This is a genomic window from Carnobacterium gallinarum DSM 4847 (assembly GCF_000744375.1).
GTDB lineage: Bacteria > Bacillota > Bacilli > Lactobacillales > Carnobacteriaceae > Carnobacterium > Carnobacterium gallinarum.
On sequence record NZ_JQLU01000005.1, the window covers coordinates 314,470 to 327,013 of the forward strand.

At 33.6% G+C, this 12,544-nt stretch carries 14 protein-coding genes; 2 read left to right on the top strand and 12 right to left on the bottom strand.

The features are described from left to right. Position 1: 1 nt before the first annotated feature. The 8 genes from BR43_RS06395 to BR43_RS06435 form a co-directional block, all read right to left on the bottom strand. Positions 2-892: an ABC transporter ATP-binding protein gene (locus BR43_RS06395; RefSeq protein ID WP_051933840.1), complete on the bottom strand. Its 891-nt coding sequence runs from the start codon at positions 890-892 to the stop codon at positions 2-4. Between the two features lie 193 nt (positions 893-1,085). Then, positions 1,086-2,491, bottom strand: a protein-coding gene (locus BR43_RS19495) for an IS3 family transposase (protein ID WP_157463898.1) whose coding sequence is annotated in 2 segments (ribosomal slippage) — positions 1,086-1,945 and positions 1,945-2,491 — 1,407 coding nt in all. Because the reading frame shifts where the segments join, the coding sequence is not laid out codon by codon here. An 86-nt stretch (positions 2,492-2,577) separates the two neighbouring features. Beyond that, positions 2,578-3,069, bottom strand: a complete 492-nt coding sequence (locus tag BR43_RS06410; protein WP_034560384.1) for a DUF5085 family protein — start codon at positions 3,067-3,069, stop codon at positions 2,578-2,580. Next, positions 3,066-3,515: a hypothetical protein gene (locus BR43_RS06415; RefSeq protein ID WP_034560385.1), complete on the bottom strand. Its 450-nt coding sequence runs from the start codon at positions 3,513-3,515 to the stop codon at positions 3,066-3,068. Before BR43_RS06415 ends, BR43_RS06410 begins: the two co-directional genes overlap by 4 nt. Beyond that, complete coding sequence (locus tag BR43_RS19010; protein WP_157463961.1) at positions 3,512-4,495, bottom strand: hypothetical protein; 984 nt, start codon at positions 4,493-4,495, stop codon at positions 3,512-3,514. Before BR43_RS19010 ends, BR43_RS06415 begins: the two co-directional genes overlap by 4 nt. 4 nt (positions 4,496-4,499) lie before the next feature. Then, on the bottom strand, positions 4,500-5,996 hold the full coding sequence (locus BR43_RS19015) for a T7SS effector LXG polymorphic toxin (protein WP_051933842.1): 1,497 nt from the start codon (positions 5,994-5,996) through the stop codon (positions 4,500-4,502). Continuing rightward, positions 5,987-6,349: a hypothetical protein gene (locus BR43_RS06430; protein WP_034560387.1), complete on the bottom strand. Its 363-nt coding sequence runs from the start codon at positions 6,347-6,349 to the stop codon at positions 5,987-5,989. The genes BR43_RS19015 and BR43_RS06430 overlap by 10 nt, the downstream gene beginning before the upstream one ends. 12 nt (positions 6,350-6,361) lie before the next feature. Next, positions 6,362-6,613, bottom strand: a complete 252-nt coding sequence (locus BR43_RS06435; RefSeq protein ID WP_034560389.1) for a hypothetical protein — start codon at positions 6,611-6,613, stop codon at positions 6,362-6,364. 265 nt (positions 6,614-6,878) lie between these two features. Here BR43_RS06435 and BR43_RS20710 point away from each other — a divergent pair, with 265 nt between their 5' ends. Further along, complete coding sequence (locus BR43_RS20710; RefSeq protein WP_425393647.1) at positions 6,879-7,070, top strand: recombinase family protein; 192 nt, start codon at positions 6,879-6,881, stop codon at positions 7,068-7,070. Here the strand turns inward: BR43_RS20710 and BR43_RS19850 are convergent. The 3 genes from BR43_RS19850 to BR43_RS06445 form a co-directional block, all read right to left on the bottom strand. Continuing rightward, on the bottom strand, positions 7,065-7,202 hold the full coding sequence (locus BR43_RS19850; protein ID WP_157463963.1) for a P-loop NTPase family protein: 138 nt from the start codon (positions 7,200-7,202) through the stop codon (positions 7,065-7,067). The genes BR43_RS20710 and BR43_RS19850 overlap by 6 nt on opposite strands. 233 nt (positions 7,203-7,435) lie before the next feature. Next, entirely contained in the window at positions 7,436-9,775 is a 2,340-nt protein-coding gene (locus tag BR43_RS06440; RefSeq protein ID WP_034560391.1) for a cation-translocating P-type ATPase, read from the bottom strand. A 170-nt stretch (positions 9,776-9,945) separates the two neighbouring features. Further along, entirely contained in the window at positions 9,946-10,806 is an 861-nt protein-coding gene (locus BR43_RS06445) for a VOC family protein (protein ID WP_034560393.1), read from the bottom strand. A gap of 176 nt (positions 10,807-10,982) precedes the next feature. Between BR43_RS06445 and BR43_RS06450 the strand changes: the two genes are divergently transcribed. Further along, positions 10,983-11,171, top strand: coding sequence for a hypothetical protein (locus BR43_RS06450; protein ID WP_034560395.1), 189 nt, complete (start codon positions 10,983-10,985; stop codon positions 11,169-11,171). Between the two features lie 54 nt (positions 11,172-11,225). Here BR43_RS06450 and BR43_RS06455 read toward each other — a convergent pair whose 3' ends face one another. Further along, positions 11,226-12,410 (bottom strand): GNAT family N-acetyltransferase, encoded by a 1,185-nt coding sequence (locus BR43_RS06455; RefSeq protein WP_034560397.1) that lies wholly within the window; start codon positions 12,408-12,410, stop codon positions 11,226-11,228. Between the last annotated feature and the right edge of the window lie 134 nt (positions 12,411-12,544).

Consider the following 12,544-nt stretch of genomic DNA (forward strand, 5'->3'; position numbering starts at 1 on the left):
TTTATTTTCCTCCTGTTAAATCTAAGAATTTTTCTTCAAGGGTTTGATTTTTTTCACAAATATTCGTAAATGCTAACTCGCTAGCTGCTAGCTTTCTAATAAATGCAGAATAGTCACTTTTATCGACTTTAATTGTAATTGATTTTGAATCTGTTTGGATGACCTTAATCTTTTCTGTTTCTAAAAAGGCCAAACATTCCGAAATTTGAATCGTTGCAATTAAATAAAAGCTGCTATTTTGTTGATTTCGTTCAGCCATATCAATAGATTCTACTAGTCGTCCATTCTGTAAAATCACAACACGATCACAAATTTTTTCAATTTCTGACAAAATATGACTAGAAATTAAAATTGGAATTTGCTTTTCTTTAGAAATACGCACTAAGTATTCTCTAATTTCTTTCACACCTTGTGGATCCAGACCATTTGTCGGTTCATCTAAAATTAAGATATCTGGGTTGCCTAACAAGGATTGAATAATTCCTAAACGTTGACGCATTCCTAGCGAATAGCTTTTTACTTTTTTATTCATCGCATCACTTAAACCTAGTAGATTAATCATTTCTTGCACTTTCCATTTATTTACACCTCCTGCTAAGGCTGCAAAAAAATCAATGTTTTGTTGTCCGGTCATATGTGGATAAAAACTAGGTGTTTCAATGACACACCCAATTTTCAGTTTTTCACTTAAACTTGAAAATTGAATAGCTCCTTGATAATTCTTAGTTAACCCAACAATAATGCGCATTAAAGTTGTTTTTCCAGCCCCATTTGGTCCTAACAGTCCACTAATTTCTCCTTGCCTCAGGTCAAAACTAACTCTATCTAAAGCTAACCTATCTTGATATCTTTTACTTACTTCGCTAATTTCCATTACAACTTGTTTTTCCAACTGAAACACCCCACTGATTTATTTACTTGATAAACTTAGTATAACCTCACTATTCATCAAAATTCCTAATTGATCTTGCAAGCGAATTTCAATCTCATACTTGCATAATAATAACTAAAAAAAGACACTTGCGATATGTAGTGACCCCCAAAAGTTAGACTTTTTTACAGAGTAGATTTTCTACTCTGTTTTTTTACGCAGTTAAACTCATTTTCTTTCTAAATTGAACTGGGCTTAGCCAGTCTAATTTTTCTTTTATTCGAGAATGATTATAGTACTCTATATAGTGTTCAATCGCTTGTTTTAATTCTTGGTAGCTTTTGTAGATAACGCCATGGTAAAGTTCTTGTTTGAGAATACTAAAGAAATTCTCCATAGGAGAATTATCTAAGCAGTTTCCCTTACGAGACATACTTTGAAAAATATGATGCTTTTTTAATTCATGGCTATAGGCTTTCATTTGGTATCCCCATCCTTGGTCGGAATGGAACGTTCGGCGATAGAGGCAATCATTCGTTTTCACAATAGCTCCATTTAATGCATCCATAATCGCTTTTGCTGTAGGTTTCTCTGAAATTGAGTAAGAGACAATCTCGCTATTATACATATCCATGAACGGGTTTAGATAGAGTTTCTTAATACGCAAACTACCCGAGTGATCTTTTTCATAATACTTAAATTCTGTTGTATCTGTTGTCATTTTTTGATGAACAATACTTGTATAAAAATGACGATGAATCCGATTTTTTGCCACTCTCCCAACAGTTCCTTTATAGGAATTGTATTTCCGTGATTTCCGTGTGAATGAGCGTACCAAGATTCCTAATTTTTTCATTAAACGTTGCACTTTCTTTTTATTCACAAGGATACCACGGTTTCTAAGTTCTTGATTCATCCGACGATAGCCATAATCCTTATGTTCGTGATGAATTTTTTCCATTTCTTGTTCAATTGGTTTATCTGGATTTTCACGGTTAAAGCGTTTTTGCCAATACATATAGGTTGACCTAGGAAACCCTAGGGTTTCAAGAATGTCGATTAATCTGAATTTCCCTCGGAGGCTATGAATGATTCGTGCTTGTTTTTCTGTTGCTGTTCCATCAAACGCAACCTCCTTAATTCTTTTAAATAGGCAAGTTCAATTTTTAACTGTAGATTTTCTTTCTCTAGCGCTTCTAAATAGGTTAACTCTTTTTTTGAAGAATCAATAGCTGGTAATTTATTCTTTTTTTTAGGCATTTTAGATGGACGTCCTTTCGGTTGTGAGAGCCCATCTACTCCATTTTCTTGGTAAGCTTTACGCCAATTGGCAATCATAGAAAAATTGGTCATTCCAAACTGATTGGCAACTTCTCGATAGGACATCTCTGTTGTTAGATATAACTCTATCGCATCTAACTTGAATTGAACAGAATAAGTTTTATTTTGGCGACTACGAAGTAGACCTTCCTCACCAAATTCTTTGTACGTATTTATCCAAATTTGTACTTGAGAGATTCCTTTAATGCCATATTTTTTAGCTAAATACTTCATTCCACCTTCTCCATTTAAATAGTTTTGTACAACGTTCATCTTAAATTCTGTGCTATATTTTGCCATACAAAAAGACCCCCAAAAGTTAGATTTTTTAGGTCTAACTTTTGGGGGGCGGTACAATATCGCAAGTGTCTTTTTTTAAACTTATTTTAAAAATCAAACCTCATGGTATTCAGTGATTCATTTCTTAACACTTTATAATAACCAAGATAAAGATCAATGTATTTCCCCCCATTTTTAGGGAATATATGATAAAAAGGGGTTGCTACATTCAAATTATTTTCTTCTAAGGTAGCTAATAGTTCTGCATAAGATTGCTCCGTTACTCTATCAAAATCGCCAACAATTATTGTTTTTAATAATTGTTTAATTTCAAAATATGAGGCAAACTGATACCCATCTGCTTTGAAGGTATTTTCAATAATTGGAAAAAACATCTCAATGTCTACTATTTCATCCATTGGAACGTTATTAAGGCTATAAAAATAGGGTCCTTTCACATTATAACCTTCGTCAGCAATACCAGAGACAAAATTTTCATAATTCTTTTCCATTTCAGAATAATGAAATTTACCTCTCTTACTCACAACATTTTGAAAGCCGATTTTTTCTGCTGTAAATACTGTTGGTAACAATTTCATAGTTTGTCTACCTCACAATATAAGTCAATAACGATATCGCCATCTAAATCCAGCAGAACATGATAAATTGTTAATAAAATACCCTTATCATCTTCAATTTTTTTCTTAATTTCGTTATAAGGTATGACTTCTTCTTGGTCATAATGACGATAAAAATAATCTGTAGTAAAGTCCAATCTTTCTTTATAAAAGAATTGTGACCTATTTTCTCCAACAATATTTATTTTATTGCCAACGGCAGATAAAATAGTTGTGTCATTTGATTCTTCAAATGGATTATAGTCAAAAATAATAGGTGTATCTGCATAATACCCATTCTGGATTAATACTTCTTTGAACTTTGTACTCATTTCAGACACTTGGTCAAAGATGTCATTTTTAGAGTTAAGCGTTGCACTAAATCCAATGACATTGTTTAGGCTAAATTGTCTTGTTTTTAATTTCATCTTTTTCTCCCAACATTCTTATTTTTTATTTTTTTTACAATCCACCAAACTAAGATTAGTGTCAGTAAGATGAAAAGTACTAGAGTGACATATGAAAATATAATATTCCAGACTTCAGACACAGCATACATATCTTCTATCTCTGCTATAGCAAAAATCAATAACATACTAAGCACTACATATGTTGATATCTTTTTTGAACGCAATTTTATTATCTTTTTCCATGATCTTTTGGGCTCATCAGTATAAGTTATCCAGTAGTCTTTATTCTTATTTAGCAAATAAGCAGAATATCCTACTTCTATTGTTAATCTAGAAAAAATAGCTCCCAAAAACAAGCCAAACAATACTCCAAATATTTTTGCCAAATTTCCCGTCAAAAAAGCACCTATCATTGAACTACCAAAGATTATCCACAATGATTTTGATTCATAAACTTTAGATTGAGCAAAATAGTTAGCTGTGGTACGCTCTGTGGGGAACCCTACTTCTAATTGTTTTTTTAGCCAATAAAAATTATAAATCAAACAACCAATATACTCTAAACTAAACAATATTATAATGATAATCGAAAAATTTGATCCATACCAAATTTCATTAGGATTATCCCATTGAGTTATCATATAGAACATAAACATTAATATGCCTGTAAGTATAATTGATTGGACTACTCCTAATATACCTAAAAATCCTTGGTGTTGAAGTAGGACTCGTCTGACAGCTCTTAAATTAACAGATAAAAATGTCAATAACATAAAAATAGCAATACATATAATAAAGATATTAACTTTACTTTCGAGTGGATTTATCCCATAGCCTAGAACAGCAACATTCCATGTTATAGGCAAACAAAGAAGGGCAATAACCAAGCCTGCCAAAGATATTTGCAGCAAGCTGATACCTCCTCTAGTAGCTATAAATGATTTAAAATAGGTTTTATTTTTTTCATCTATCGATTCACTTTTAATATTCATTTCCATAGAATTAACCTCCAAACCCAAAATTAAATCCTCCTACTAAATTGCTTATCTTATCCCCAATACCTTTTGTAACATTCTTCACACCATCTTTTACATGATCAACGGTACTTTTAGGTGGATCGCCAAAGGGATGATTTATAAACATATTTACCCCTATGCCTACACCAGCTCCAACAACTGTCCCTAAAGGAGGTAAGAAGGCTGAACCAACCATTGCACCAACCGCAGAAGCTCCTGCACCTGAACCAATATCTATTGTAGTATCTGTCACAAAATTAACTGTTTCTCCTACACCAAGCCCATCAGATAGATCTATGTTATCTGCAAAATTATTTCCTATTGTTAACCCCGTTCCAAGAATTCCTAGACCTTTTCCAAATTTACTAACTTTTGAAGCATCTCCCCATCTTTTAAAATCATTAATGGGATTAAAAGCATCTTTAAACCCTACAAACCCTGCTGCTTTCATCTCCCCAAAATTAAACTTTCCGTTTGGAAGCCTTGAGTAGTGATAGTCTCCTAGATCAATACCAGACTTATTTTGGAAGTCTTTACCTAGATTGTAAGTGTGACCTCCATTTTGAGTTGGTTTAAATAAAAATCTATTTCTACATTTCAATCTACCTAATGAATCTTGAGAGATGGCAATGCCATTTAGAAAAGCACGGCCATTTCTAAAACTTATAGCTGATACCGTTCCATCTTTAAAATAATCTAAAAAGTCAGGTCCAAATTTTTGAAGATTTTCGCTTAACCAGTTTTCCGTTTCTTTAGGTGTCCTATTTTTCGGCATGTGTGTAACGGCATAGTTTGGTGAATTCTTAAATGCTGCTATATCTTTTTGGCTCGTAAACCAACTTTTATCTACTCCAGCTGGCAAGGTATATGAGCCGTCAGGATTTACAATCATGCTATCTAACACTAGAACTCCTTGTATGGCTATCTTCAAATCATTAAGACTATTATTGAATAGACCATTCGTTTGAGAAGAAAAGTTGTGTAGCTTTTCTAATTTTTTTTGCAGTTGCTCAATATCATCTTGAATACTATCTGACATCCGATTTAAATTCCTCTGAAAATCAAGTAAAGCATCTAATACTGCTACAACCGGATTATTTCTTGAAGCTGTTCTTGCGACGGACGAGGCAAAGTCTACAGAAGCTTTCATTGCTTTCTTTGTTGCAATTTGTTGATTTAAATTGTCTTCATTTAAATATCCCTCACTTGAAATAGCTTCATCGGCTGATTTATATTTTTGTAATTCTTGTTCGATTGCATCACAAGCGGTCGTTGCACGTGTAATTATTGGAATAATCAGATCGCTAAATAATCCTTTTCCAGCAGTGTAAGCAGCTCCAGCCAGAGTGCGTCCATCAACTGCTGCAACTATTTTTTGACTTCCAGTTTTTAATTGATTGACTGCTTCTTTTCCACTCGCTAAATTGCTAGTTAAGGCTTGAATCAATTCTGCGGACTCACCACTTGAATAAACTAATCCCAAGGAATATCACTCCGTTTCTTATAAAGCATTTCTCGTTCTTCATCCATCTTTTTTGTTTCTTTCTTATAAGCTAATGCAATTTGTTCATTAGATTCGCGTAGTAATTGACGAAATGATCGCTCTTGTTCTTCATTATTATGTAGTAACCAACTAGTTTGAGAACCACCAAATCTTGAAGTTTCATCATTTAAGCTATTTAGTTTCTGAAAACCTCTATGAAAGTCTTCTTCTAAGCTGTAAATAGATTCTTCTATTTTTCTTTTTCCATTATTAAGCTCATCAATTAACTCTTCATTTTCTAAAATTAGTCGATCGTATTTCACACGTTCTTGATCCTTTGTCTTATTTTCCAATTCTTTCACCTCTTAAAACTTAATCTGGCTATCTCGAAGTGCAATAAGTTCTGCAATTTTGGGGAATTTTTCACTTTGAGTTGTTACACATTCAACTAGTTGAGCTAAATCTGACAACAATTGGTTATTGACTTCCATTCCAGTTTTCATACTTGCTATTGTACTTTTCCCCAAAGAGACTTGTTTGCCTTTATTGATAGTGACTGATTTTACACCAGCGACAGCAGTGGTTGCCAGGCTAGTACTAGAAGCAATCTTGCTCATAAAAAAGCCTCCTCTCGTCATTTATTCTAAAGTTTTGTCTAATTTATTATAAAATCAGTATATCAAAAAATAGATACTTAATGTAAAAAAAATTAATAAATATTTTTTGTGACGACTCTATGTTTTACTATATAGCAGCAACACAAACTACGTTAAATGCGCTACTGACGAAACGAAAAATAAACCTTTCATTGATGAAGAAGCGGCGGAAATCGTGAGAAACATTTACGGATGGTATGTTTATAATGGTATGAGCTAGCTTAGAATTGTAAAAAAGCTCAATTCATCAGGAATGACTGCGCCAACAGAACGAAAGAAACAACTAGGGATAAATCACGTTACCAACCATGAAAAGTTAAGCGGAATGTGGGCTATTTCGACTATTTCGCGAATACTAAAAAATGAGGTTTACAACAGACAGGGTTGTGTATGCCCTTGTCTATATTCTACTTTATGAGTTAGCACCATTTGGTCCTAACAGTCCACTAATTTCTCCTTGCCTCAGGTCAAAACTAATTCTATCTAAAGCTAACCTATCTTGATATCTTTTACTTACTTCGCTAATTTCCATTACAACTTGTTTTTCCAACTGAAACACCCCACTGATTTATTTACTTGATAAACTTAGTATAGTAGCTTTTTAGTTCCTTAATTCATCTTATCGTAACTCCTTTTTCTGTGTGCTTAAGCGGATCTATTTATCAAAAAAAAGACACTTACAACATCGCAAGTGCCTCCTAATTTATATTATGGAAATATTTATACTTATCCAACAAATAAAAAAGCAACTTGAGAATAGCTCTCTCAAGTTGCTAAATTTAGTTATGCATTCTCTAGTTGCATTTCTTTTCGATTAATCAATTTGGAATAACCAAATCTTAGAATTGCTGTAATAATCATCAAGATTAAGAAAATCGGTAACGTATTATTCGTAATCGTTCCTAAGTGTAAGAAACCTTTGAACAGATAGATTGCTGTATAAAATCCAACAGCAACTGTACTAAATAAGAAGATTCGCAATGGATTAAATGGTAGACATGCTCTTAAAACACCCAAGATACTAGTGAATCCAACCATGTAAAACATTAATGTTGTTGTTTCTAATTGACCTAATCCTTGAATATCTGAGATAAAGTAAATTGCAATAATATTCATAATAATCAACAAGGAATTTGGTAACGCCGAGTGAATAACAGTATTTAAAAATTTCCCTTTCACTTTCTTCTTATTCGGTTCAAACGATAGAAAGAACGATGGGTACCCTTCAATAGCTAAATCAATCATGGTGATTTGTGTTGGGATAAACGGAAAAGCAATTGTTGTTAGTATACAAATTGCTGCTAAAATAACTGAATAAATCGTCTTAATAAAGAAGATTGATGCTACTTTAGTCACGTTATTTACAACACGACGGCCTTCTGCCAAGACATCTGGTAAAGCTGAAAAGTCTGAATTTAGTAAGACTAATTGAGAAACTTGCTTCGCAGCATCATTTCCTTCTGCCATTGCAATACTACAATCGGCTTCTCTTAAGGCCAGTACATCATTTACACCATCACCTGTCATAGCCACAGTATTTCCATTTGCCTGCAGTGCTTTTACTAGTAGTTGCTTTTGCTCAGGACTAACACGACCAAAAATACTATGAGTTAGTGCCAGTTTGCGAACTTCTTCTTCATCTGTAATCGTTGATAAATCAACGTAAGTTGCGTAATCTTCAAGTCCCGCTTTGCGTGCAATATTTGAAACTGTAACGGGATTATCCCCAGAGATTACTTTGACCGCAACACCTTCTGCTTTAAAATAATCTAACGTTTGTTTTGCATCTTTACGAATCGGATCATCTAGTTCAATAGCAGCAACTGGGGTTACTTGTGGTAAGCCTTCGTCTGTTACAGTTTCACTTGTATGAGCCAGTAATAAAATACGCGTGCCCATTTTTTGAGCATTAATGACTAATTCAGGTAGTTCTGTCCCTTGCAATAACATCTCTGGTGCGCCAAAAACAATCGAACCAATGTTAGCAAAGTTAATCGCTCCCCATTTTCTTTCAGAAGAAAAAGCAACAGCTGATAGAACTTCTTGTTTTTGATTGGCTGTAAAGTGTGCTCTTAAGGCAGTCATTGTCGCATTTCGATCTTCTGAAGCGCCTATATAAGCTCCAATTAACTCATCTGTGGGAAGATCAACAATGTCATCACGTAAAGTCGTCACATTTGAAACACTCATTTTACCTTCTGTAATGGTTCCAGTTTTATCCAAACACAAAACATCCACATGAGCCAAAGTTTCAAGAACAAACATTTCTTGGACTAAAATATTCTTTTTAGATAACTTAATTACTCCAGTAGCTAAAGCTAAGCTAATTAACAACACTAAGCCTTTAGGCAACATTCCTAATAAAGCGGCAGCCGTTGCTACAACCGATGTTTGCATATCATCTGAACGTACAAATAACGCTTCTAAGAATAAAACAACTCCAATTGGAATAATAATATAGCTGGTAAACTTAGTTACTTTATTCATTGAACGAATTAACTCAGAATTAACTTTTTTGTGTTTTTTCGCTTCATGAGCAATCTTAGCAGAAAAACTTTCTGCTCCAACTTTTTCTATTCGAGCATAACATCTACCACTAACAACAAAACTTCCAGATAGTAAATGCGCATCTTCTCTTTTCATAATTGAATCTGATTCACCTGTTAACAGGGACTCGTTAGCTTCGATGCTGCCATGAACAACAATAGCATCGGCAGGAATCTGATCTCCCATATCTAATAAAATAATATCATCTTGCACTAAATCTTCAATCGCAACTTCTAATTCTTGCCCATCACGAATGACATGAGCTTTTACTGCTGAAATTAAAGAAAGTTTTTCAACTAAATTTTTTGCTGTTATTTCTTGGAAAATCCCAATACAAATGTTTAATAAAATAATCAACATAAATAACAGATTAGAATATGCTCCAACAGCTGCTAAAGCAACTCCGATAATTAAGTTTAATAAGTTAAACATCGTCCAAACATTTTCTTTAATAATTTGGCCATTGGTTTTAGTTACCTTCTCAGGCGCTGCGTTCACTAGGCCCTTCTCTTTTTGAGTGGCTACTTGAGCAGCACTTAACCCCTCTTTATATGAGGTTTTCGTTTGATTTTCCATAGTGTCCCCCGAATCATTTTTTGATTAACAGTCTAAGTATACAATAAATTCAAGGATAGAAACATACATCGAACCTTAATATTTAATAAAATTTAAGCTATTTTACTAAATAACATGCAAAAAATGGATAATACAGAAAGTATCCTCTCCATTATTACCCATTTATTCGCTTATTTTCTAACTTCAATCACTAGATCAATTCCATTTGGATCTGTTAGTTTAATCTCTTGGCGAGTTGAATCGTGTTCATAAGAATAAACTTTTTCAATTAAATTTGCTTCTACTTCTTTTAACGCCTCAACAGACGGAACGACCATCGTAAAATAATTCAAACCTTTTGTACCTTTTTCCATTGCCGGAATATTTCTACCAGACCAAACATTGGTTCCAATATGATGATGATATCCCCCTGCTGCTAAAAATTTCGCTTGATTAGGAAATTCAGTCTGTAAGTTCAACTGCAACGTATCTACATAGAATTCATGAGTTTTCTCTAAATTCGCAACAGTTAAATGAATATGTCCCACTGTTGTTCCAACTGGCATCCCTGTAAATGAACCACTAGCTTCACCAATCACACCTTCTGCATCCATCTCAATCGTAATCCCGTTAATCGTACCATCTGGATTAATGTCCCAAAACTCTCTTGGTTTATCGCGATAAATCTCAATTCCATTGCCCTCAGGATCGTCTAAATAAATAGCTTCGCTGTATCCATGATCACTTGCTCCTGTAATTGGATATTTCCCTCTAAGTAAATGATATAAACTATCACCTAAATCACTACGCTTTGGTAATAGAAACGCCGTATGATACAAACCAGTCGCTGTAACTTTTGGGTGAGCTGCAACTTTTTTCAGAGTAAGTAATTCTTTCTTCGTTTCTCCATGAATTCCAAAATGAACTTCATTTTCTGTTTCACCTTGAATTTCTAAGCCAATCATTTCTTGATAAAAATCTCGCATTAACGTTAAATTTTCAACATTTAAAACAACTTTCCCAATAACTGTTTCTGCATTTATTTTATACATTATTGTCACTCCTTAAATTTTTATTCTCTTAATAGTTTAATTAAAACACATCCGTTTAATTACTTCAAGTAATTAGCTTACTTTTTGAAAGTTGATATTTTTCATATTCTTTGCTATTCATCTTCAAGAGGATTAAACTAGACGTAAGAACAACTAATTACTTAGGAGGGAAACCAATGTTAACTAGTACAGAGCAGATTACGCACAAATTAAATGACACAAAAAAAGAGATTGACCGCTTAGCAGATCGCCGCTCAGAACAATTAGCCAATCCCATCAATTATGTTGAGAATGAATTAAAAATAGCCAATCTTCAAGGACAAATTACTGGTTATGAAGAAGCTTTACGTTTATTAGAAAGCTAACAAAAATGCATGAAATCCACTATTTAAATAATGGGTTTCATGCATTTTTTTATTTTAAAAATAATCTGACAATGTTGGAATCCCCTTTGGAATTATTCTTTCTAATTCCGCGATACCTGATTGATTTCCTGTTAACCGATGAAAGAAGTGCAATTCACTTATTGAACGATAACCAATAAAAGCTTGTGTCCAAGTCTGAATATCACCTTTAATTAAAAATTGTTCTTTTTCAGTATTAACTTGTGTAACAGCAGTGAATTGTGGTTGCCCTTTAGTAAAAGTCAGTTGCCAAATTCCATCATTCCACGGTGCAATTGGATCACTTATTTCAAGATAAAGTTCCTTTTCACTTAGTTCTTTGAATGGATACTGAGATAAAAATCGCTGAATATTTACAATACGTCCCATCATAGATGGAATAACTTCTTGTTTAATGCGTGGATTTTCTAATAAATAAGCTTGCTGCTCATCCATTCCACCAGTATAGTCAAAAAACTTAAAACTGCCACTATGAGAACTTATAAATCCCCATAACATCTCATAGGCTGTATGTGTGTGATAGATCATTTCCTCAATCTTAAACGTCTCTCCATCCAAATAATAGACAATATAGCCCTCTGGTTGATTCGCTTCATTTGTATAAAGCGCAATTTTTTGATCTGGCTTATGAGTAAATCGATATTCCCACCACCAGTCTTCTCGTTGTACAGCTCCTACACTGTTAGCTTTTTGCTGTTCATATAAAAATTTCATCGACTCTTTGCCTTGTTCCCATATCACACGTTCTAATTTGCCTGATTTTGTTTTCACTCTAGGTAATTGTTCAGCTGTTAAAGTCATTTTAAATTGATCAAAGATTTGTTCAAATCCATATTTACGATAGAAAGGATAGGAAAACGGTGCTAAATAAGACAAATCCATCCCTTTCTCATTCATTGTTTTTAACGATAATTTCATGAGTGCTGCAACATCTCCAGAACCTCGATATTCAGGGTAACTTGAAACAAGTCCAATTCCGCCCATTTTATATAAGGCCTGATGAAAATGAACTACATAAGGGGTAACCAATACTTGGGCACTTAATTTTTCTTCATGGAAAGCGCCCAAAGAAATTGTATGTTCAAAAGTTTCTTTAAAGCGATTGCGACGGTCTTCCGTTATCTCCATATTAAAAGCATATCCACCTAAGGCAACTTGTTCTTCAAAATAATCTGGTGATATCACTTGATAATTTGTCATTTTTTCTACCCCACTTCCAGCTTAATTGATTTTAGTTTATCATAACTATCCATCTATAATCTATTTTTAGCAAATAAAAACGCTCCATCTGACAGTAACTAGAAATCTACTTTATTTCTAGTTACTGTTTGTAT

Coding starts and splice junctions, on each gene's coding strand:
- BR43_RS06410 (WP_034560384.1), bottom strand. CDS start 3,069: ATGAAATTGTTACCAACAGTATTTACAGCAGAAAAAATCGGCTTTCAA.
- BR43_RS06415 (WP_034560385.1), bottom strand. CDS start 3,515: ATGAAATTAAAAACAAGACAATTTAGCCTAAACAATGTCATTGGATTT.
- BR43_RS19010 (WP_157463961.1), bottom strand. CDS start 4,495: ATGGAAATGAATATTAAAAGTGAATCGATAGATGAAAAAAATAAAACC.
- BR43_RS06435 (WP_034560389.1), bottom strand. CDS start 6,613: ATGAGCAAGATTGCTTCTAGTACTAGCCTGGCAACCACTGCTGTCGCT.
- BR43_RS06440 (WP_034560391.1), bottom strand. CDS start 9,775: ATGGAAAATCAAACGAAAACCTCATATAAAGAGGGGTTAAGTGCTGCT.
- BR43_RS06445 (WP_034560393.1), bottom strand. CDS start 10,806: ATGTATAAAATAAATGCAGAAACAGTTATTGGGAAAGTTGTTTTAAAT.
- BR43_RS06450 (WP_034560395.1), top strand. CDS start 10,983: ATGTTAACTAGTACAGAGCAGATTACGCACAAATTAAATGACACAAAA.
- BR43_RS06455 (WP_034560397.1), bottom strand. CDS start 12,410: ATGACAAATTATCAAGTGATATCACCAGATTATTTTGAAGAACAAGTT.